Consider the following 24,144-nt stretch of genomic DNA (forward strand, 5'->3'; position numbering starts at 1 on the left):
TCCGCAGGAATGCGCTGGGCGAGGAGGAGATCGTTGCCTATCTGGTCGGGCAGGATTGCGCCGACCCGGCGCAGCTGCGTGCGCAGCTTGCGGCCTGCCTGCCGGCGCCGATGATTCCATCGCGTTTCATGTCGCTGCCGGCATTGCCGCAAACGCCCAACGGCAAGACCGATCGCCGTGCCCTGCCCGAGCCGCTGCCCGAGCCGTCCCAGGAAAGCCGCACGCTGCCGCGCGAGCCGGCGGGCCGCCTCGAACTTGAAATCGCACGCATCTTTTCGGACGTGCTTGGCCATGCGATTGGTCCGAACGAGGATTTCTTCCTTTCAGGCGGCCACAGCCTGCAGGCAATCCAGGCCATGGGCCGGCTGAACCGGGAGCTCGGCGCGGCCTACAAATTGCACGATCTTTACAGGGCTCCGAGCGCTGCGGCATTGTCCGGTATCGCGGTCGGACGGGCGATGCCGGTGGTACGAGCGCCAGAGGCGCCCGACTATCCGCTCACCTATGCGCAGCAGGCATTGTGGGTATTGCAGCAGATGCAGCCCGGGTATGCCGGCTATAACGTGCCGGGCAGCTACATCCTCCAGGGAAGCCTTGATATCGACGCGCTGCAGATGGCATGGGCGGCGCTCGTGAAACGCCATGAATCGCTGCGCACGGTATTCCGGCAGATCAATGGCGAGCCGCGCCAGGTCATTCTCGATCACATGGCATTCTCCGTGGCGAAGATTGCCTGTGCCGATCCGCAGACACAGCATCGCGGCTCCGTGGATTCCCCGGTTCCAGCGGATTGCGCGCATGCCGCCCTTCCCCCGCAAGTCGAATCCATCATTGCCGAGCTGACCTGCCAGCCCTTCGACCTGGCGAACGGACCGCTGTTCCGAATCGCCGTCGTATCGCTGGAACCCGGCAGGCATGTGCTATTGCTGGTAACCCATCACATCATCAGCGACGGCTGGTCCGATGCCGTCATGGTGAGCGACCTCGCTGCGGCCTACAAGGACACATTGGCGCGCAGGCCCGCATCCCTGGCAGCAGCGCCGGAGATCCGCTATCGCGATTTCGCCGCCTGGCAGCGACGCTATCTGGCTTCACCGCTGGCGCAAGCCCACCTGGATTACTGGACCGGCCGCCTGGCGAATGCACCGCTGCTGCAAGTGCCCGCCGACCGTCCGCGCTCGGGCAGCCTGCTCCGCCCCGGTGCGCGCATCGCCATGCGGTTCGATGCCGAGGATGCCGCTGCCTGGCTGCAGGCGGTGCCGGCTTCACGCCGTTATGCGGCAATCACCGCTGCCACGCTTGCACTGCTGCACGTCGAGAGCGGCCAAACCGACTTGCTTCTCGGCCTGCCGGTTGCCAACCGGGAGCGTCCGGAGTTGCAGGAGCAGGTAGGCCTGCACTTGAACATGCTGCCCTTGCGCCTGCGCGTGGAACCCGATGCGCCGCTCGACATGCTGCGCAGCGGCTGTTCCGATGCCATCGTCGAGGCGATGGCCCATGCCGACTACCCGTTTGCCCGCCTGATCGAACAGCTTGGCGTGAGCGCCCTGCCGGGACGCCATCCGCTATTCGACGCGATGCTGATCTACCACCAGCATGCGATCCCGACGCCGGCGCTGGCCGGTATCGAGGTGAAGGCGCACGCAATGCGTTCCTATACAAGCCGCTTCGATCTCGACTTCGAAATCTGGACGGACGACGACGGAATACACGGTTTCATCGAATACGATGCCGGACTCTTCGGCGAAGAGCGGGCTGGCCAGATCATGCAGCGCTGGCAGGCGCTGTTGCTGGAAACCGGCAGGAACGCGGCGACCAGCCTGAAGGACATGCGCGCCCGGCTGCTGCCGCAAAGCGACGACACCTCCGACTTCCTCGCCAGAAGCCTCGCCCTGGACGACGATTTCTGAGCGACCGGATCCACCATTTTTATCAAGGAAAGTCTTCATGTGCGGCATTGCCGGAATAGTCAACATCGATCCAAGGCGTCCAGCCAGCGGCGAGGAGGTGGTTCGCATGACGCGCGCCATCGTCCATCGCGGCCCGGACGACGAAGGCCTGCATGCCAGCGGACCGGCTGCGTTCGGATTCCGCCGCCTGTCCATTGTCGACCTGAGGCCGGAGGGAAACCAGCCGCATTTCAACGAAGACCGCAGCGTGTTCTCGGTCGTCAACGGCGAGATCTATAACCATCACGAACTGCGTGAAGAACTGGCGAAGAAGGGACATGTCCTGCGGTCGCGCTGCGACGTGGAGGTGGTGCCGCATCTATATGAAGAGTACGGCATCGAACTGATGGACAAGCTGAACGGCCAGTACGCGTTTGCCGCCTACGACAGCAAGCGTCACCGCCTGCTGCTGGCCCGCGACCCGGTCGGCGTCTGCCCGCTGTTCTATACCGTGGTCGACGGCCAGTTGCTGTTCGCATCGGAGATCAAGGGACTGCTTGCCCATCCTGCGGTGAGCCGGCAGCTCGACTTGCGGGGCCTGGATCAAATCATGGCCTTCCCCGGCATCGCCAGCCCGACCACGATGTTCCAGGATATCTCGTCGCTACCCGCCGGCCATTTTCTGTTGATGGAGGAAGGCAGGATACGCACCGGCGCGTACTGGGATCTCGATTACCCGGCCGACAGCCAGCGCGCCGCGCCCTCCGACTGGCAGGAACAGCTGGACCATTTGCTGCAGCAAGCCGTCAACCGCCGCTTGCAGGCCGATGTGCCGGTGGCCTGCTACCTGAGCGGCGGGCTTGATTCCTCGCTCGTGGCGGGCGTGATGCACAAACTGCGCCCCGGCAGCAACTGGCATGCATTTTCGGTGGTGTTCGACAATACCGATCTCGACGAACGCAAATATCAGCGCCTGATGGCCGAACGGATCGGCGCCCGCCATCATGAGGTGGCCTTCGACGCGTCGCAAGTGGAAAGCCGGCTGCGATCGGTCATCAGGCATGCGGAATCGCCGTTGAAGGAGAGTTACAACACCTGCTCGCATGCGCTGTCGGAAGCGGTGCGCGAGAGCGGTTGCAAGGTGGTGCTTTCCGGAGAAGGCGCCGATGAACTCTTTGCCGGCTACGTGGGTTACCGCTTCGACATGATGCGGGCCGGCCAGGACGACGGCGCCGACCTGCTCGACGAGGACAGCTGGCGTGAATCCCAACTGCGGGAAAAGCTGTGGGGCGATGGCAATTTCTTCTACGAACGCGAGTATGGCGCCTTTCGCGACATGAGCAGCACGCTCTACGCGCCGGACATTGCCCGCGATCCCGCTCGCTACGACTGCCTGGCCCAGCCTCTGGTGAACCGCGAGCGCTTGCGGGGACGCCACCCGGTTCACAAGCGGTCCTACCTCGATTTCAAGCTTCGCATCGCCGACCATCTGTTGTCGGACCATGGTGACCGGATGACCTTCGCCCACAGCGTGGAAGGCCGCTATCCCTTCCTCGACCGCGACCTCATCGAATTCGTCACCCGGCTGCCGCCCGGCCTGCTCACGCTGGACCAACGCGAAAAGTATCCGGTCCGCACCATCGCGCAGCCTTACGTCGCTCCGCAGATCATCGCGCGGGAAAAATTTTCCTTCGTCGGTCCGGGCAGCCCGGACATCCTCCGCGGCAAAAGCGATTGGCTGATGGACATGCTATCGTCCGACACCATTCGGCGCCAGGGCTATCTGAACCCGGAGACGGTCGCGCGGCTGCGCAGCATTTATGAAGGCAACGCGTACAAGATCAATCAGACATTCGACGTCGACCTGATGATGGTGGTGCTGTCCTTCCAGGTTTTCCTGGACGAGTTTGCCATCCCCGACCGGATCTGAACGCATCACACGATAAATATAAAAGGGAGTGAGTTCTACATGAAAGCGATTAACGGCAGTTCCGCCATCCTGGCCGCGGCGATGGCCCTTTGCACCCAGACCGCTTCGGCACAAGGCACGCCGCCGGCTGCACCGGCTGCAACGGCCGCACCTGCTGCAAAGCCCGTACCCGGCGCGACAGCCGACTACCAGGCTGGATACGACGCCGGATACAAGGCCGCCATGGAAGCGCTGAAAGCTTCCGCCATGCCGGCAACGGCGGCCGCTCCCACGTCGGCACAGGCCGCCGCGGTGGCACCGACCGCAGTTGCCGTCGCCGCTCCGGCGCCAGGCGCGAACAACGAGCCGAAGGACTGGTGGAACCACAGTGCCCTGCTCTACCGGCAGCTCGATCCCGCATGGCGCCATCATGCCGAATTGCAGTTCTCCGCCACCGGCCTGAACGGCAACGACACTGGGCATGCGCTGCGCGGCACCGGCAAGCTCTTCAGCCGCAGCAACCGATGGACCAACGAACTGGTCGCCAGCATCGACAAGCGCAAGATCGTGCAAGCCGGCGGCGCGGTCAACCAGCGCGATTACAAGATGCTGCAGGAATCGCTGCGCTACGACATTACCAGCAATCTCTATGGCTCGGCCGGTTTCATCATCGAACGCGACGACGTCAACTTTATCGACCGGCGCGATACCGTGCTCGCAGGCTTTGGCTACTATCTGTTCGATACGCCGACCATGCGTCTCAATGCCTTCGTTGGTCTCGGCAAGCTCGATGAAACTTATCTCGCGCCGGTGCCGTCGCTGGTCGGCATCTCCAGCCGCGACAGCGGCCTGCTCTACTTTTACCAGACCTTCGACTGGCAGCTTTCGCAGAACTGGACCCTGCAGCAAGGCTTCCGCCAGATACGCGATCTCGACGAATCCGGGCGCTATGTCCTGGCGAGCTCCGGTCCCACGCCTTATACCGCGGCCGAATTCGTCAAGCGCTACCGCAACGTATCGAACGTGTCTCTCAATTACCAATTGTCGCCGCGCAGCGTCCTGTCGTTCGGCGTCGAGTCCCGCTATGACAGCAACCCGTGGCCTGATGTCAGGCCGCGCGATACGGTCCGCCGTATCTCGGTCAACCTCTTGTACTAGTTAAAAGACATCCCGCCGCGGGCTTGGCCGAGCCGACGCGGCGAAAGCATCTGAAGTGGAAACGAAAAAATGACGCAGCCGTTGAACAAAAAGCACCTCCATCAAGTCGTCGAACATCTGCTGCGCCAGCATCAGGGTCGCATCGCCATCGAGCAGGGCGGGCACTCCTGCCGTTATGATGAACTGGACCGGCGCTCCGGGGCGCTTTGCATCGCAATGCAAAGGCTCGGCGTCGGACGCGGCGATGTGGTGGCTCTGCCCATGCCTGCGTCGATCGACTATGTGGTCGCGCTGATTGCGACGGTTCGCTGCGGCGCCATTTTTCTTCCGCTGGATCCGGCGTTTCCCGAGACGCGCCTGCGCACCGTGTTGAGCAAGACCAATCCCGCCATGATCGTCGGCAACGATGCCGGTGTGGTGGCGCGCATCGCAGCGCTGGCCGGCGCACCGGCCACGCTGCTGCTGCAAGATCTTGCGCGGGAGGCCGGCCAGGTCCAAGCGCAACCGCAACTACCCCCGCAACCGGTCGCCGGTGAAGACGATACCGGCTATCTGATCACCACTTCGGGTTCGACCGGCGAACCGAAGCTGATCGCCGGCCGCAACAAGGGCATCAGTCACTTCGTGCACTGGGAGGTATCGGAATTCGGCATAGACGAGACGGTGCGCGCCAGCTTCTTTGCGCCGCCCACCTTCGACGTGAGCCTGCGCGAAATCTTCGTACCCCTGCTGGCGGGCGGCATCCTGGTGATTCCCGATCCGGAAGTGCGCGGCGACGCGCGCAGGCTGGTCGGCTGGCTGCGCGACTGCAAGGTCACGCTCATGCATTGCGTGCCTTCGCTGTTCCGCCTGCTCACGAGAGCATTGGCCGAGGACATGGCCAAAGGCGGTTTGCCGGAGCTTCGCATGGCTGCGCTTGCCGGCGAGCCGCTGTATGGCGCGGATATCAGCGCCTGGCGTGCCGCCGCGGGACCGGCGACGCAGCTGGTCAATCTCTACGGCCCTTCGGAAACAAGCCTGGCCAAGGCGTTTCACCGCATCGGCGATGATGTCGCGCCGAATGCGATCGTTCCCCTGGGCCAGCCGATCAGGAACACCGCGCTTCTGATTCTGCGGGATGGCCGTCTCTGCGACATCGGCGAGATCGGCGAACTCCACATCAGCACGCCCTTTGCAAGCAATGGCTATTTCGCCGATCCGAACCTGACCGCACAAGCCTTTGTTGCCAATCCGCTCGCTCCCGAAAGCGCTGATCGAATCTATCGCACCGGCGACCTGGCGCGCTACCGCGCCGACCGCAGCGTGGAATTCGTGGGCCGTGCCGATCGCCAGGTCAAGGTGAACGGCGTGCGCATCGAATTGCCCGAGATCGAGGCGGCCATGCGCTGCCATGCCGGCGTGACCGAAGCAGTGGCGCACACCTTCCGGGTGGCGAACGGCGACAATATCCTGGTCGGCTATTACACGGCCGATGCCGCGCTGGACGCACAGGCCTTGCGCGCAGCCATGCAGACGGTGCTGCCTGCGGGCATGCTCCCCGGCTATCTGCTGCAGCTGCCGGAATTCCCGCGCAACTTCAATGGAAAGATCGACAGGAAGGCATTGCCCCGCCCTGAAGCGCTGCTCGATAGCGGACAGTCCTATACCGCGCCGGAAGGCGAACTGGAGCAGGAAATCTCCCGCATGTGGGCCGAAGCGCTCGGCCTGGAGCGCGTCGGCGCAACCAGCCCTTATCTGCAGATCGGCGGCAACTCGCTGCGCGCCATCGGCCTGATCGGCCGTATCGGCCAGCGCTTTGGCGTTGATATCACCATCCGCGACTTTTTCGAGAGCGGCACCGTGCGTGCGCTGGCCGAACGCGTCGCAGCCAATCGCAAGCCGGCAAGGCAAGCCATTCCGTTCGCGGCCGACCGGGAAGATTACCCGCTGACCGATGCGCAATCGGGCCTGTGGCTGCTCGACCGCATCTCGCATTCGCGTACCCTGTACAACAATGTCGAATGGCTCGAGTTGCATGGCGCGCTGGACCGCCCCGCGCTGGAGTCCGCGTTCCACTCCCTGGTCGAACGGCATGAGTCGCTGCGCACCGCCTACATCGACGTGGACGGCGTGCCTCGCCAGCGCGTCCTCCACACCGCGGATTTCTCGATGCATCTGCATGAGCTCGAATCAGCCGAAGATGCCCAGGCGCAGCTTCGCGAGATGCTGGAGATAGAGCGGCATCGGCACTTCAACCTTTCCTCCGGCCAGGTATTGCATGTCAGCGTGGTGAAGCAGACTCCCGAACTGCACCACCTGATCATCAACATGCACCATATCGCCTGCGACGGATGGTCGATGGGTATCCTGGTCCGCGAGCTTGCCAATGCCTATCAGGCTGCCCGATCCGGCGCAATGGTTGAGCCCGCCGCGAAAGAGCGCGGCCTGGCCATGCGCGATCTCGCATGCTGGCAGGCGGATCAAACCGTGCCGGAATCCCGCGCCGGGCAGTGGCGCGCACGCCTTTCCGATGCGGACAAGCGGGCCGCGATTCCGCCGGACGCTTTCGATTCCATCGCCGACAACGGTGCATCCGGCAGCGCCCTGGCCGCCGGATGCACGCGGATCGAACTATCCAGCGAACAGACGGGAATCCTGCGCAACCACCTGGCAGGGCAAGGCGCCACGCCTTACATGGCCGTCGCTTCAGCGCTAGCCATCCTGCTGTACCGTTACGGCGGCAGCGAGACCGTAGTGATCGGCACGCCGGTGGCCGGCCGCAGCCGCAGCGAATTGGCGGACGTGGTCGGCTTCATGGTCAATACGCTGCCGCTGGTGCTGCGCCTGACGCCGGACATGAGTTTCTCCGCGCTTCTCGACCGCACGCGGCAGTCGGTCGAGGAACTTTCGGAATGCGAATTCGATAATGCCGTTCAGTTCGCCACCTGGCTGAGCTCCGGCCAAGCGGCCATCGATGCGTCGCGCAACCCCCTGTTCGATGTCGTGCTGGCGATGGAACCCGCGCCGGCGGCAATGCCGCTCGGCGATATGCAGGTCATCGAACGCGAGGTGCCCGAGGCGCCGGCCCGCAATGATCTGTCGCTTCGCCTGCAGGACGACGGCGCTAAGCTGTCGCTGGTTCTTGAATATCGCAAATCGCTGTATAGCGCCGCGACCGCCGCAAGACTGCTCGACGAGCTCGGCAGGCTGCTGACTCGCGGCTGCGAAACCCCGGCCTTGCCGATCCGCGGCCTCGGCATGCTGAGCGAGCAACAGATGGCGGCGCTGCTGCAGCATGCACGGGGCCCGGTCCGCCAAATGCCGCAGACCACGATCCATGCATGCTTTGCCGCGCAGGCAAAGGCAATGCCGGATGCGGCGGCCCTGGTCGGCTTTGACGGGAAAATCGACTACCGCTGGCTGGACCGGCGCGCCAACCGCATCGCCGCCGCATTGATCGACACCTGCGGCGTACAGCCTGGCGATGTCGTTGCGGTATTGCTCGACAGGGAAGCGGACTGGCCGGCCGCGATTCTCGGCATCCTCAAGGCCGGTGCGGTGTACCTGCCGCTTGACGGCTGGCACCCGGCGGCGCGCCATGCGCAGTTATGCGACGACGCCGGTGCCCGCGTGCTCGTGAGCCGGAACACGATGGCCGCCGCGCTGCACGACAAGCTTCCCGTGCTCGATCTCGCCGCTCTGCAAGGCATCGCCGAAGATCCCCCGGCGCTAGTCCTCGCACCAGAGTCGCCCGCTTACCTGATCTACACCTCGGGCTCGACCGGTACGCCAAAGGGTGTGCTGGTGTCCCACCTCGCCTTCCTCAACATGATCGGCGACCAGATCGAGGCCCTGGATATCAATGACGCCGACACCGTCATGCAGTTCGTGTCGCCGGCCTTTGACGTCAGCCTGTTCGAAATCTTCCTGGCTTTGCTATCGGGTGCGCGCCTGGCGCTGGCCGACCGCCGCCTGTGCGGCACGGCCGAGGGCTTCGCTCAGGCCGTCGACAGGCTCGGCATCACCGTGGCGGCGATGACGCCGGGATTCCTGAACTCCATTGGAGATCTGCCCCTTTCGGGTCTGCGCATCATCGTCAGCGGCGGCGAAGAGCCGATCGCGGCGGATGTTCAGCGCCGCCTCGGCCAGGGAATCCGATACGTCAATGCCTATGGCCCGACCGAAAGTGCTGTCTGTGCCGCCTTTCATGAATTCGACCCGACCGGACCGCTGCCTCGCCAGCTTCCGCTTGGAAGACCCACCGCCAATACCGCCCTGCATGTCGTCGCACCCGACCTGACGCCGCTGCCGCACGGCGCGGTGGGCGAACTGGCGATCGCCGGCGCGGGGCTGGCGATCGGCTATTTCCGCCGCCCTTCCATGACCGAACAGGCGTTCGTCAACGGCACGCTGGCCGCGGGAGAGCAACGCTTGTATCGTACCGGCGACCGCGTGCGGCGAAACTCCGACGGCGCGCTGGTGTTTGTCGGCCGCAACGACAGCCAGGTCAAGATCCGCGGGCACCGTATCGAGATCGGTGAAGTCGAGTCCGCATTGCGCGGCCTGCCGGGCGTCGGCGATGCGCGCGTGCTGCCGCGCCGGATCGGACAGGACCTGGAGCTTGTCGCCTACTGGACCGGCGATGCGCAAACCGAACCCGGACTGCGCCGGCTGCTGGCGGAAAGCCTGCCCGAATACATGGTGCCGCGCCTGCTGATGCGCCTTGATGCATTGCCGCTGAATGAGAACGGCAAGCTGGATCGCAGCCGCCTTCCCGATCCGGCGGCGACGGATTCCCCGGAAACCGGTTATCAGCCGCCGCGTACCGCTGACGAAGTGCAGCTGGCGGCCCTGTGGTCGGAGCTGCTGGGACGCGAGCGTGTCGGCAGGGACGATAATTTCTTCGATTGCGGAGGCCGCAGCCTGGCCGCCAACCGCCTCGCATTGCGCGCCGCGCGGGCGCTCGGCATCCGCGTCGAGATCCGCGACATCTATGCCGCGCCGACGCCGGCAAAGCTCGCCCTCCACCTTCGCAGCCGCTGCGCGGACACGGACCCGGCATTACCGCGCCTGCCCGACGGCGAGCCGGCGCCGCTCTCGCCGATGCAGCGCCGCTTGTGGGTGATCGACCAGCTTGGAGAAAGCGGAGCCGCTTACCATATCTGCGGCCTGACCAGGCTGAGCGGCAGGCTCGACATCGATGCGCTGCGTGCGGCTTTCGATGACGTGGCCGCGCGCCAGGCGGTGCTGCGCACCCGCTTCGAGACACGCGACGGCAATCCGGTGCAGGTGACCGACAGCAGCGGCCGCGTGCCCTGGACCGTTCTGCCCCTGGATCTCGGCCCCGACTTCCAGCAGACGGAACTGGAATCCATTGCGAACAGCCCGTTCCGGCTCAGCCAGGAGTGGCCGATCCGGGTCGCGCTCGCGGCAGAAGACCAGTCGCAATGGAAACTGCTGATCGTGCTGCATCATATTGCGGCTGACGGCTGGTCCATGCCCATCCTGGAATCCGAACTGGCGCAGGCCTATGCGGCCCGTGTTCGCGGCAAGGCGCTCGAATGGACGCCGCTGCAGGCCCAATACCGGGATGTTGCGGCCTGGATGGAAAATCAGCTCGGGCAAGACGCCCATGCCGAAGACCGCGCCTACTGGATGCGTCAGTTCGACGGCGAGATTCCGCTGCTCGATCTGCCCGCCGACAGGCCGCGGCCCGCGGTGCGGCGCTTCCAGGGCGCCAGCATCGAGCATGTTCTGAGCGATGCAACCGTGTCTGCCGTGCACGCGTGCGCGCAGGCGCATGGCGTGAGCCTGTTCGCCGTGCTCCTCTCCGGCCTGCAAACCCTGCTTTACCGCTTGTCCGGCCAGGACGACCTGATTGTTGGAGTACCGGTGGCCGGCCGCCAGCATCCCGCCGCCGAGGGACTGGTGGGATTTTTCGTCAACACCTTGCCTTTGCGCGAACGGATTGCCGGCGAACAGGGCTTCGCAAGCCGCCTCGCCGCCGCCGCGGAAACCACACGCCATGCCTTGGCGCACCAGAATTATCCGTTCGACCGGCTGGTGAGCGAATTGAACATTGCGCGCGACACGTCGCGCTCCGCGCTGTTCGATGTGATGATCGGCCTTGATGAAACGACTTCATCGCCTGCGCTGCCCGGCCTGGATGCGCAGCCCCTTACGCTGGCGCGCAGCGGGTCGCGATGCGACATGACGTGGATGTTCAGCGTCGGCACCGCCGGTGCGGCCTTGCGCGTGGAATTCGATACCGATCTTTTCGATCAGGAACGCGTGATCGACTGGACGCGCCGCTTCGAGCACCTGCTGTGTGCCGCAATCGGGCAGCCGCAGCAGCCGCTGAACCAGCTCGATCTGCTGTACGGCCAGGAACGTGCCGCACTTCGCCAGAGCCTGGCGCAGCCTGCGGCAGGCGATGCCGAAACCACGGTGCTCGAACTCTTCGAAGCGCATGCGGCCAGCAGGGAAAACGCTGCTGCATTGCTGGGCGACGGCGTGGCATGGACCTACGGAGAACTCAACCGCGCCGCGAACCGGATGGCGCGCCGCATCGGGCGGATGCTGCGCAAGCCGGGCGTGCCGGTAGCGCTGGCGCTCGAACGCGGACCATTGATGGTGCTGGCCCAGCTGGCCGTCATGAAATGCGGAGCATCCTATCTCCCGATCGAACCCGATGCGCCGGCCGAGCGCATCGCCCTGCTGCTCGAGGACTCCGGTGCCGATCTGCTGCTGCTCGAACCCGGCAGCAGCTTGCTCGACGGCGACAACGATGCCGTACGGCGCGTTGCGTTAAGCATTCCGCCGGAAGGCGAGGAAGACAGCGGCAACCTGCCGTCCGCGCTGCTGCCGGAAGATCCGATCTATGTCATGTACACCTCGGGTTCGACCGGGCGTCCAAAAGGCGTGGTTGCCCTGCACCGCGGCGTGATGCGCCTGGTGCGCGATTCGCTGTACTACGAGCCGGAGGCCGGAGACCGCATCCTGCAACTGTCGAATTACGCATTCGATGGCGCGACCTTCGACTTCTACGCGGCCTTGGCCAACGGGCTTCCGCTATGCCTGATGGACAAGGAAACCTTGCTCGATCCGCAGGCGCTGGCCGCCTTCGTTCAACGCCATGGCGCCAACGTCAGCTTTATCACGACCGCCCTGTTCAATCGCATCGTCGACGAAGCGCCGGCAATGCTCGCCGGTTTCCGGCGGCTCTTTTTCGGGGGGCAGGAAGCATCCCTTTCGCACGTAGGCCGCGCCTTGCGGCATATGTCGCCGGGAGCGCTGGCGCATGTCTACGGTCCGACGGAATGCACCACCTTCGCGACCTGGCATACGGTACGTACCGAGGATCTGCATGAACAGGCCGTGCGCCTTCCCATCGGCAAGCCTGTTGCGCAAACCAGCGCGGTCGTGCTCGATACGCGGCGCATGCCTGTGCCGCCTGGCGTGCCGGGCGAACTCTACCTCGGCGGCGCCGGGCTTGCGGGAGGCTATCTCGGTTCGCCTGAACTGACCGCCGACCGCTTCGTTGCCTCGCCTTTCGATCCTGAGCAGCGGCTCTATCGCACCGGCGACCTGTGCACGCAGCGCGCCGACGGCACGATCGAGTTCCTGGGCCGTCTCGACGGCCAGGTGAAGGTGCGCGGCTTCCGCATCGAGCTGGGGGAGGTGGAACATCACGTTGCGGCCCATCCCGGCGTGGAAAAAGTGCACGTCATGCCGCGCAGGAACGACAGCGGCAACATCGAGCTTGTCGCCTATCTGACCGCGCGCGAAGCGGCACCGCCAAGCCTGCAGTCGCTGCGCGACCATCTGGCGCAGTCCTTGCCGCAATACATGCTGCCTTCGCATTTCGTCCTGCTCGACGAAATGCCCCTCAATCGCAATGGCAAGGTGGACCGTGCGGCGCTGCCGGCGCCCGAAGCCGGCGCCTTGTCGCTGGCGGAAGCGGAATCTCTTTCCGGCGAAGGCATGAGCAGCGGGGAACGCGCCCTCCTCGACGCCTGGCGTTCGGTGCTGCGGCGCGACGCCATCGGCCTTCATGATAATTATTATGCGATCGGCGGCGATTCGATCCAGGCGATACAGATCGTGTCGCGACTGCGCGCCGCCGGGTTTGCGCTGAAGGTGACCGATCTGCTGCGCTATCCCACGATTGCCCAGCTCGCCCCCATGCTGGGCGAGGCGGCGGCAAACAAACGGCGGACCGCGCATGCAAATGAAGACATTCCCCTGACGCCCATCCAGCACTGGATGCTGGAACGCAAGCTGCCCTCGCCGCAGCACTTCAACCAATCGGTATTGCTGCGCCTGCCCGACGGGGACGCGGCTCGGATGGCGCGTGCGCTCTCGGCGCTCGAGGCCCGGCATGAGTCCCTGCGCCTGCGCTTTGGCGTCGATGCCGACGGCAAGGCATGGCAGAGACTTGCGCCGGTAGCCGGTCCGGTCGGACTTGATGTTCATGCGTTCGACGGCACGGACGCCGTCGAACGCATGCAGGAGGAAATCAACAGGCTGCAACGCAGCCTCTTGCCTGAAACCGGCCCATTGTGGCGCGCCGCGCTGTTCAGGCTGAACGACGGTCACCGCCTGTTCCTGACCATCCATCATTGGGCGGTCGATGGCGTCTCATGGCGCATCCTGCTCGAAGACCTGGCGACGGCGCATCAGCATGCCGCCGATCCGGATGCCGCGATTGCATTGCCGGAAACCGGCTTCGGTTTCCATGACTGGGCGCTTGCGCTGAAGGATGCGGCGTCGGATCCGCGCTTCGCCGGCCAGGCGGACTACTGGCGGCGCCAGTCGCTGGCGCAAGCCGGCCGCATGCCCGTCCTTGCCGATGTGCCCGCCGCACCGCTGCGGGAGCGGGCTTCATACAGTTTCGCTTTGCCCCGGGACAAGGCGGAAGCCCTGTTCGGCGCTTGCCACGATGCCTACCGGACCCGTTCCGACGAACTGCTGCTCGCCGCCTGGGTACATGCGCTGACGCAGGTACAGGGTCATCCGGCCTGCCGTATCGCCCTGGAAAGCCACGGCCGCGAAGCATTGGCCGACTCGATCGACGTCGGACGCACGGTCGGATGGTTCACTGCGATCTATCCCCTGGTCTTCACGCTGGAGGGCAGTGACTGGTCCAGCCATATCCGTCAGGTCAAGGAAACCTTGCGCAACGTGCCCGACAATGGCATCGGCTACGGGCTGCTGCGCTATCTCGGCGGACAGGAACTCAAGGGCGGCCATGCTCCCGAAGTCGTTTTCAATTACCTCGGCCGCTTCGATCACCAGGAGCAGGCGCTGCCGGTTGCCGCCGAATCGACCGGTGACGAACTCGATCCGGCCATCCGCCTGGAACAGGGGCTCGACGTCAGCGCCGAATTGCGCGACGGCGTGCTGCAAGTCCGCCTGACGGGGGACACGGCGCGCCACCCGGATGCGTTTTTCAGGTCACTCAAGGATGCGTTTTCCCGCGCGCTGGAAGACGTGATTGCGCATTGCCTGTCCGCCGACGCCGGAGGGCTCAGCCCGAGCGACGTCGATCTGCAAGGCATCGGCATTGATGATCTCGACAGCATCCTCGACAGCCTGGAGGGTTCATGACCGGTCCCACCCCCCTGACCCGCGCCGGCTTGCGGCGCATTCGCGCCCACGACGTGATCGTGCACCATACCACCCTGGCTGCCGGCAGCATGGCCATTCCCATCCCGGGCTTCGATGTCGCCGCCGAGCTCGGCATCCAGGTGCGGATGGTGAAGAAACTGTGCGAGCTGTACGGCGCCCAATTCACCGCCGGCAGCGCCCGGAAAGTCATCACGGGCATCGTCGGCGGCCTTTCCATCGGCTCCCTGAGTACGGCGGCGCTGCGCTACGTCTCGTTTGCCAGCTACTTTGCCGGCACCCTGCCGTCGGCCGGGCTCACCGCCGCCTATACCTACACCATCGGAAATCAGCTGATCGAACGGCTGGAACGATACGGCACCATTGAAGCGCCTCCCGAAGAAGCCGTAGGCGACCTTCCCGCAGCACCTGCCGCTCCCTGACAGAACTTTCGAGTAAAAGCCGGACCCATGATCGACCGCCGCAATATCAGCAATCTCTATCCGCTTTCCTCGCTGCAGGAAGGCATGCTCTATCACGCGCTGCGCGAGCCGGAGTCCCGTGCCTATTTCGAGCAAATCGACTTTGAAGTGCCGGGCAAGCTCAGTGCCGCGGCCTACCGCCAGGCTTGGGAAGACCTGGTCGCGCGCCACGATATCCTGCGCACGGTGTTTGCGGTGCGCAAGCTGCCGCAGCCGCTGCAGATCGTTCTTCGTCAAGCGCCTCTGGCGCTGACCGAGGAAGACCTTAGCGCGCTGGCGCCGGAACTGGCCGAGGCGCGCATCACCGCCTACCGCAACGAAGATCTGGCCCGGGGTTTCGACCTGACCGCGGCCGTGCCGATGCGCCTCGGGCTGTTCACCCTTGCCGGCGGCCGCCATCGGGCCGTCTGGAGCTTTCATCACATCCTGCTGGACGGCTGGAGCCTGGCCATTCTGCAGTCCGATCTCGACGCGCTGTACGCGGCCCGAATAGCGGGTCGCAGCGCGGCGTTGCCGCCGCCGGCGCCATTTTCAGCCTACATCAAGTGGCTGGGCGGCCGCGACCGCAAGCAAGGCCTGGCCTACTGGCAGACACGCCTGCAGGGACTGTCGTTTCCGACGCCGGTGCCGCGCCGCATCGATTCACGCTTCGGAAGCAGTACAGCCGGCCATGTCGTCGGGGAAATCCGCCATCCGCTCGCGGCCGATGCCGCGCAGGCTTTGCCCCGGCTTGCCGCTGCGCACGGCGTCACCGTCAATATCGTCGTGCAATGCCTGTGGGGCATGTTGCTGTGCCGCCTGAACGGCCAGCGCGACGCCGCATTCGCCGCGACCGTATCCGGCCGTCCGCCCGAATTGCCGGACGCGGCGCGCACTGTGGGCATTTTCATCAACGCGGTGCCGGTACGTGTCCGTCTTCAGGGCGACGAGTCCTTCGCCGGCCTCCTTGCGTGCCTTCACGCCGAATCGATCGAATCGCAGCCTTACCATGACTGCCCCCTGCCGGAAGTGCAGGCCGAACATCCCCTGCGTGACGCGCTGTTCGACCATATCCTGGTCTTCGAAAATTACCCGCAGGACGAGAAGGCCTCCCAGCCTTCGGCGCCGGACGCGGTGCATCTGCACGAATATACCCATTACAACTTCGAATTCCAGTTCCTGCCGGGCGATCCGCCGGTGTTGCGCATGCGCTTCAACCAGAATCTGTTCGATCCGGCCTCCATCGCCGTCATTGCCGGCCAGTTCGAAGACATGTTGCTGTCGGCGGCGGCCGACCCGCAGCGCAGCGCGCAGCAGATAGCGCTGCCCGCGCCCAAGTGGCAGGCGCCGGCGACGCTCGCGATCGCCGCCAGCTTCACGGCCGAACCCATCGCCGAAACCCTGCGCTGGTGGCTTGCGCAGTTCGCATGCGCCAGCGAGGTGCGGCTTGCGCCGTATAACCAGTGCCTTACGCAACTGGGCGACGCGCAGAGCGTGCTGAGCCAGGCCGATCTTGGCGTGCTGCTGCTGCGTTTCGAGGATGCGGCCCGCGACCTGGACGGCCTTTCCACGGCGGAGGCCTGCGCCAGCCTCGACGCCCAGTACGATGCCTTGCATTCGCTGCTCGAACGCCGGCAAGGCAATCCGCTCATTGTCGCCCTCCTTCCCTGCAATCCGCAGGGAGCGCTGGCGGACAAGCTCCTGAGCCTGGAACAGCGCTGGGCCGCAGCGATGCTTGCCCTGCCCGGCGTCGTGCCGCTCGATCTGCGCCGGCTCGCCGGGCGCTTCGGCCTGGATGAGGTATTCGATCCCGAAGCCGACCATATCGGCCACATGCCCTACAGTGCGCAAGCCTTCGACGCCGTGGCGGCGGGAATCGCCCGTGCGGTCATGGCGCGCGCGCGCGCGCCGTTCAAGGTGATTGCCGTCGATTGCGACAACACCCTGTGGTCGGGCGTCGTCGGTGAAGCGGGACCGCTGGGCGTACATGTCGGAGCAGGACACCTCGCCCTGCAGCAATTCCTGCTGGAGCGCATGCAGGAAGGCTTTTTGATCACGCTGGCGAGCAAGAACCGTGAAGAGGATGTATGGGCGGTGCTGGACCAGCATCCCGACATGCTGCTGCGGCGGGAACATATCGCCGCGGCGGCCATCAACTGGCAACCGAAATCGGGCAACCTGCGCCAGCTTGCCTCCCGCCTGAACCTCGGCGTCGACAGCTTCATTTTCCTTGATGACAGCCCGGTCGAATGCAGTGAAGTCATGCAGAATTGCCCGGAGGCCCTGGCGATTCCCATGCCGTCGGATCCCGCGCTCTTCGAAAGCTGGCTCGCGCATGTCTGGGCCTTCGATGTCACGGCAGTTACGGCGGAAGACCGCGAACGTACCGGCATGATGCAGGCGGAAAGCCGGCGCCAGGCATTGCTCGGCGAAACCGATCCGCAATCCTTCCTGGAACAGCTGCAGCTCACCGTGAAGGTCGGCCCGGCGCAGCGCCACCAGATTGCGCGTGTCGCCCAGCTGACGCAGCGCACCAACCAGTTCAACCTGAGCGGGAAGCGCCGCAGCGAGGAAGATATCGCGCAGCTCATTGCCGATCCGGAGACCAGCGTCATGGCGGTCGAAGTCGAAGACCGCTTCGGCGCCTACGGATTGACCGGCGTGATTATCGTGCGCAAGGCGGCCGGTACGCTGGCCATCGATACCCTGCTTCTCAGCTGCCGCGTGCTGGGGCGCAAGGTAGAGCACGCACTGCTCGGCGCTCTTGCCCGGCAGGCATTGCAGGCCGGATGCGGTGAGGTGCGAGCGCTGCTGGTTCCCACCGAGCGCAACGAGCCTGTCCGGATTTTCCTGCGGCAGCCGCCGTGGGAAGCGGCTGGCGAGAATCTGTTCATCTGCAAGGCAGCGGCTGGCGCAGCGGAAGTGCCTGGCGTCGAAGTGATCGACAATTTCCAGTTCGCGCCCTCTCAGACCGACGCGAATGCGAGCGCGCAGGAACCTGCCCCCTCTGCAACCTCTGCACCCGCTGCTCAGGTTCCGGACTCCGCCGCCATCCGAACGCAATGGCCGGAATTCCCTGTGCCCGTACGCAACGAGGCGCAGCTTCGCCATGCGTTCCAGTATCTGCCGCTGCTTGCCGCATGCGCGGGCTGGCCGCATGCCCGGCTGCGCCATGCCAGCCGAACCACTTCCCGCCCCGCCGGCAGGATGCCCGCTTCAGGAAGCGAGGCTGCCGTCGCCGCCATCTGGTCCGAAGTGCTCGGCAGGGAAGTCGCCGATGCCGAAGCCGCCTTCATCGATCTCGGAGGCCATAGCCTGCACGCCGTGCGCGCCGTGTCACGCCTGGGTCGCGCATTCAACCGCGAACTGGGGCTGTCGCAGTTCTTTGCCCTGGGCAGCATTGCGAAGATTGCCGCCTGGCTCGATTCGCAGCCTGCCGCGAACACTCAGGCGGCAACGACCGGCGCATCGATTCCCCTAGCCCCCGACGCGCCCTCGTACCCGCTGTCGCACAATCAGCAGCGGCTCTGGATTCTGAGCCGATTGGGTGCAGCCGCCAATACCTACAACCTGTGCGCCGCCTTCACTTTGCGGGGCGGGCTCAACCTCCCGGCGCTGCGCCATGCGGTCGGCGAACTGCTGGAGCGGCATGAGGCGCTGCGCACCGTGTTCCGACTGGAAGGCGAACAGCCGCGCCAAGTCATCGTAGCGGCGCATGAAGCGTCCTTCTCCGTCATTTCCCATACCGCCGGCAAGGGAAGCGAGGAAACGAACGCAGCGATACGTGCGCATATCACCTCGCGCAGCCGCACGCCGTTCGATCTGGAACACGGGCCGCTGTTCCGGATGGAGCTGCATGCGACCGACACCGACGAACAGGTGCTGGCGATCTACCTTCATCACATCATTGGCGACGGCTGGTCGTTCAGCCTGCTGCTCGACGACCTGGCAAACGCCTATGCCCGCCATGCCGGCAAGGTCAATACCAAGACCGATAGCAAGACGACTACGCCGGTATTGCGTTATCGCGACTTCGCCGTATGGAACCGGTCGCATGAATACGAAAAAGCTCTAGTGCGGCAGCGCGACTACTGGCTGCGGCAACTGCAGCCGCTGGTCCCGATTGCCCAGTTCCCGATGGATTTCCCGCGGCCCGCCGTTCCGGGCAACGAAGGCGCAAGCCTGGAATGCGTGCTGCCCATGCCCTTGAAGCAGCTCAAAGCCTGGGCTGCCGAGCGGCATGTCAGCCTCTTCCCGCTGCTGGCTTCCCTGGTGACTGTCGTCATGTACCGCTGTGGCGGCGAGACGACGGTCCGTCTGGGCATGCCGGTGGCCGGACGCGACCGGCCGGAACTGGAGCAAACCGTCGGCTTCTTTGCCAATACCACGGTGGTATCCGCGCAGCTGGCTGCGGACCAGACTTTCCTGGACGTGATCACTACCTTGCAGCAGCAGGTTACCGGGGCAATCGAGAACCAGGCTTATTCCTTCGACCGCCTGGTCAGCGAACTCAAGCCGGAGCGCGAGCCGGGACGCAATCCCCTGTTCGATGCCATGGTGGTGCTGCAAAACCCACGTGATGGCGCCGGCAAGCTTCCGGGGATCGAGGTGACCGACTTCGAGATGGACAGCGGATTGGCCGCGTTCGACCTGGTGTTCGAATTCGCCGAAAGGAATGAAAACGAGCTGGCTTGTGCGCTGCGTTACCGCAAGGATCTCTATCGCGACGACACTGCGCAACTCCTGCTCCAGCGAGTGACCAGTTTGCTCGCTTCGGCGCTTGCCGCGCCCGACACGGCAATTCACCGGCTCGGCATGCATGGAACAAGCGAGCGGGCGCGGCTGGATGCATTCGCCGATGGCGGCAAACGGGCACTTCCGGCCATCACGCTGCCGGAACTGTTTTCCCGGCAGGCTGCGGCCACTCCCGCAGCGCCTGCGCTCGTGTCCGGCGGCCTGCGCCTCGACTATCGCACTCTCGATCGCAGGGCGAACGCGATTGCCCGCCACTTGCGTCTCGAACTCGGCATCGCCGATGGCGATACGGTGGCCGTCATGCTGGAACGGCATGCCGACTGGCCGATCGCCATGCTGGGCGCGATGAAGGCTGGCGCCGTCTATCTCCCGCTCGACCTCCGGCATCCGGCGGCACGGCGCCGCGAATTGCTGCGGCAGTCAGGAGCAAAGGTCCTGATCGCGGCGACGGACGACCTGGCCCCGTTCGATGATCTGGAAGGCTTGCATCGCATGGCGCCGCTTCGGACCGGCCCGGACCTTGATATCGAATCCGAACATGCGCCCGCGGCCGGAAGCAATCCCGACGATGCGGCCTATCTCATCTTCACTTCAGGTTCCACCGGCAAACCCAAAGGCGTAAAAGTCCATCACCGGGCATTCATCAACATGATTCTGGAACAGGTGCGCGGCTTTGCGCTCAGGGAAGATGACGTGGTCATGCATGTTGCTTCCTGTGCGTTCGACGCTTCCTTATCCGAATTCTTCATGGCCTGGGCTTGCGGCGGCGCGGTCGTTATTGCCGACAACGATACCGTGCGGGACAGCAAGCTGCTCGCAGGCTGTATCGCCCGCCATGGCGCAACGGTCGCCACCTTCACGCCCTCGCATCTGCGGCAGCTGGCGGATCGCGATCTTTCCGGCCTCAGGAAAATCATCCTGGCCGCGGAACCGGTGCTGGGCCGCGATGCCCGTCGCTTGAAATCGCTCGGCATCGAATGCTTCAATGCTTACGGCCCGACAGAGACGGCGGTCTGCGCGACCCTGGGGCGCATCGACAAGTTTCCGGAGGATGCGATGCCGGTGCCCATCGGCAGGCCGCTCGCCAACCTTACGCTGCGCATCATCGACAGTCATGGCGGCGATGCTCCTCTGGGCACGCCGGGCGAACTGACGATTCTGGGAGAAGGCGTGGCCCTGGGCTACCTGAACGCATCGCAGGATGCCGGCTCCGCGTTTTTCACATTAGCCGGCGGCATGCGCGGCTACCGCACCGGCGACATTGTGCGGTGGCTGCCTGATGGCCAGCTCGAATATCTTGGCCGCAAGGATGCGCAGGTAAAGATCCGCGGCCATCGTGTCGAGCCCGCCGAGATCGCCGCGGCATTGAGTGCGCTTGAAGATGTTCGTCAAGCCGAGGTTGTCGTGGAAGGCGATGAAACCGTGAAATTTCTTACCGCGTATTTATGCGGCAGGCCACAGACCGATGCGCGCCTGCGCGCCGTGCTGGCGGAGCGCCTTCCGGCTCATATGATTCCGGCGCGCTTCGTGTGGCTCGAAAGCATGCCATTGACTACCAGCGGCAAGCTGGACCGCTCCGCGTTGCCGGCGCTTGCCGTTGCGCGTTCGGCCGATCCGGATGACAGGGCTGCGCCGGCCGAGTCCGCAAGCCTGACGGCAACCGAAAGCAAGCTGCTTCGATTGTGGCGCGAGCTGCTGCCGGGCTCGGTCGACGCGGATACCGATTTCTTCCTTGCCGGCGGCAATAGTCTGCTTGCCATGACCGGCGCGCGGCGCATCGAAGCGGAGATGGGCATTGCGTGTCCCGCGCTGCAGTTTTTCCGGACCCCCACAGTCCGGGACATGGCGGCGGCGCTCGACTCTTCGGCGAACACAAAACTGTTACAGCATTTCGGAAACGGTGAAGTGCAGATTCTTGCCCTGCCGCCCCATCCCGGGATGGATCTCGGATATGCCGCGCTATCGCGCGCCCTTCCGGAAGCCACGATCCATGCCGCTCGGTTTGTCGACAAGCCTGTGTCGGACCTGGTCGAGGACTATCGCCTCGCATATGACGACATGAACATCTGCGACGGTGCTTTGCTCATCGGCTACTCGGCGGGAGGCATGCTGGCGCTTGCGCTCGCCGCCGCGCTCGAGGCATCGGGCCGCCGTCCGCGCGCAGTCATCCTGCTCGATACCTGGGATCTGTCCAAGGCCTCCGCGGCTGTCCGCGCGGGCATCGATGCCGACATGGCGGCGTTCGCTTCCGGCAATGACCGCGAGGGCAATGGGTATCGCGCCCGGATGTCCTCCTTCGCTCCACGAGGACCGGTCGCGGCGCCGGTGCATCACCTGCTTGCAGCCACCGGCGGTGCCCAGGCTCCGGACGGCGTAACTCGCGACTGGAAGCACCTGGCAAATACCGACTACAAGACCTATGCAATGCAAGGCCGCCATCATGAGTTGCTTGACGACGCGCATGTCGGGGCGACAGCCGGCTGCCTGCGTGAAATAATGCGCCAGCTGCCACCGGCGGAGTTTAATTACAAAACATCATGAGACAAGAAGACAACACGACGACCGCCAAGCTCCTTCAGGACGAAGTGCTCGCCCGGAGCAATTACCAGAGCCTTGCGCGGGTGCTTCCCCAGGTTTCCGAGAAATGCTTTTCGCCAGGGGAAACCATCTACAAGGCCAACGCCAGGGCCGAACATTTTTTCCTGCTCACCAGCGGAGAAGTCAAGCTGGTATCGCCGGGTGGCCGCGAATCGCATCTGGTGCATCGGCGCTTCGGCGAAGAGGCGGCATCCGATGCCGAGCATTATCTGACCGACGCGGTTGCCGCCACGGCATCGACTGCGATGTGCATACCGCATGTCGCAATGAAAACGCTGATTGCCGCCAATCCGGCATTGAAGACCGATCTTCTGCTGTCGCTGGCCAGCCATCTTGCCGGCGAAAAGCTTGAACGCCGAAGCACGCCAGCGGCCGTGAAAGCGGCAGCACGCAACTACATCCGCCCTTTCGGCTGGTTGCTGTGCCTGATACTGCCTCTTCTGATTCTTGCCTTTGGCGACCGCGCGGGAATCGGACACGACGCGGTATTGTTCTCGGCGATTTTCGCACCGACGGTGACGATGTGGGTCTTCAGCCTGGTGGATGACTATATCCCCGGGCTGTTCGCGTTGATGGCTATTCTGATCACCGGCCTGGTGCCTCCGCCGGTAATTTTGTCGGGCTTCGCGTCTGACGGTTTCATGATGGCGCTCAGTACCCTGGCGCTGGGCACGGTGGTCGTCACATCGGGCCTGTCCTATCGCGTCATGCTGAACTTGCTGCTCAGGCTGCCCAATCACCAGTTCTGGCATGGCGTCGGCCTGTTCCTCACCGGAACCATACTGACACCGATCATCCCCACCGCCAATGGACGCATTGCCCTGGTCTCGACATTCTTCGTCGACATGGTGGAAAGCCTGCGCCTGACGCCGCAGGGAGCCGCGGCGACCCGACTCGCCATCACGTGTTTTTCCGGCATCAGCCTGTTCTCCGCAATGGTCATCACCAGCAAGTCCGTCAATTTCGCGGTGTACGGCCTTCTGACCCCGCAGGGGCAGGATCATTTCCAATGGCTGACCTGGCTTTTCACCGCCATCATCGCCGCCGCCGTGATGCTGCTCTTGAATGCGGGCATTGCGGCGATCTGGTTCCGCAACACGGAACTTCCCCAGCTCTCCAAGGCGGGGGTTGCCGAGCAGCTGCGCCTTCTGGGAAAAATGAAAAACCGGGAATGGGCAGCGGTCATTGGCGTGATATTCATGGTGCTCGGAATCATCACCAGTTCCATCCACAAGGTACAGCCGCCATGGCTGGGATTTGCAATGCTGTTCGGCCTGCTATTGTGCGGCACGCTCTACAAGAAGGAATTGAAGGAAAAGGTCGACTGGACTTTTCTGCTCTATCTGAGCGGTGTTACCGGTATCGTCGGCGCTTTCAGTTTTCTCGGCCTCGACCAGCAGCTCGCCGATGCCCTGCCCGGTCTTGGCAACTACATGCGCACCAACTTCGGCCTGTTCATCCTCATGCTGTTTGCATTGATCAGCGTGATCCGGCTGGCAGTGCCCATCAATGCCACCGTCGTGATCATGGCGGCGATCTTCATGCCGATCGCGGAAGCCAACGGTATCAATGCCTGGGTGCTCGGCTTCGTCATCCTGATCTTTTCGGAAGGTTGGTTCATGCCATATCAATGTTCCTATTATCTGCAGATGCAGGAGATCAACCGCGGCAAGCCGCTCTATGATGAAAAGTCTTTTTTGCGCTTCAATGCGGTGCTCAACCTTGCCCGTCCGGCTGCAGTCTATGCTTCCTTGCCATACTGGAAAATGCTGGGCCTGATGTCTTGAAC

7 protein-coding genes are annotated in these 24,144 nt (G+C 64.3%); all 7 read left to right on the forward strand.

Going from position 1 to position 24,144, the window contains the following annotated elements; all coding sequences use genetic code 11:
- Positions 1 to 1,910: condensation domain-containing protein (locus RY831_RS16180; protein ID WP_326507409.1), on the forward strand; the 1,910-nt coding region annotated here is incomplete at its 5' end.
- 37 nt (positions 1,911 to 1,947) lie between these two features.
- Positions 1,948 to 3,819 carry an asparagine synthase (glutamine-hydrolyzing) gene (asnB, locus tag RY831_RS16185; RefSeq protein ID WP_326507410.1) on the forward strand — a complete coding sequence of 624 codons (1,872 nt, stop codon included), beginning with the start codon at positions 1,948 to 1,950 and terminating at the stop codon, positions 3,817 to 3,819.
- Between the two features lie 39 nt (positions 3,820 to 3,858).
- Entirely contained in the window at positions 3,859 to 4,956 is a 1,098-nt protein-coding gene (locus tag RY831_RS16190; RefSeq protein WP_326507411.1) for a DUF481 domain-containing protein, read from the forward strand.
- Between the two features lie 81 nt (positions 4,957 to 5,037).
- Positions 5,038 to 14,544, forward strand: coding sequence for a non-ribosomal peptide synthetase (locus RY831_RS16195; protein WP_326507412.1), 9,507 nt, complete (start codon positions 5,038 to 5,040; stop codon positions 14,542 to 14,544).
- Positions 14,541 to 14,984 (forward strand): DUF697 domain-containing protein, encoded by a 444-nt coding sequence (locus tag RY831_RS16200; RefSeq protein ID WP_326507413.1) that lies wholly within the window; start codon positions 14,541 to 14,543, stop codon positions 14,982 to 14,984. The genes RY831_RS16195 and RY831_RS16200 overlap by 4 nt, the downstream gene beginning before the upstream one ends.
- A gap of 27 nt (positions 14,985 to 15,011) precedes the next feature.
- Complete coding sequence (locus RY831_RS16205; protein WP_326507414.1) at positions 15,012 to 22,298, forward strand: non-ribosomal peptide synthetase; 7,287 nt, start codon at positions 15,012 to 15,014, stop codon at positions 22,296 to 22,298.
- Positions 22,295 to 24,142, forward strand: coding sequence for an SLC13 family permease (locus RY831_RS16210; RefSeq protein WP_326507415.1), 1,848 nt, complete (start codon positions 22,295 to 22,297; stop codon positions 24,140 to 24,142). The genes RY831_RS16205 and RY831_RS16210 overlap by 4 nt, the downstream gene beginning before the upstream one ends.
- Positions 24,143 to 24,144 lie beyond the last annotated feature (2 nt).

Origin of the sequence: Noviherbaspirillum album (genome assembly GCF_035916955.1) — a bacterium.
GTDB classification, from domain to species: Bacteria; Pseudomonadota; Gammaproteobacteria; order Burkholderiales; family Burkholderiaceae_D; genus Noviherbaspirillum; species Noviherbaspirillum album.

Bases quoted from the DNA above. Each gene is read 5' to 3' on its own strand.
- RY831_RS16200 (WP_326507413.1), top strand. From the start codon at position 14,541: ATGACCGGTCCCACCCCCCTGACCCGCGCCGGCTTGCGGCGCATTCGC.
- asnB (WP_326507410.1), top strand. From the start codon at position 1,948: ATGTGCGGCATTGCCGGAATAGTCAACATCGATCCAAGGCGTCCAGCC.
- RY831_RS16205 (WP_326507414.1), top strand. From the start codon at position 15,012: ATGATCGACCGCCGCAATATCAGCAATCTCTATCCGCTTTCCTCGCTG.
- RY831_RS16190 (WP_326507411.1), top strand. From the start codon at position 3,859: ATGAAAGCGATTAACGGCAGTTCCGCCATCCTGGCCGCGGCGATGGCC.
- RY831_RS16210 (WP_326507415.1), top strand. From the start codon at position 22,295: ATGAGACAAGAAGACAACACGACGACCGCCAAGCTCCTTCAGGACGAA.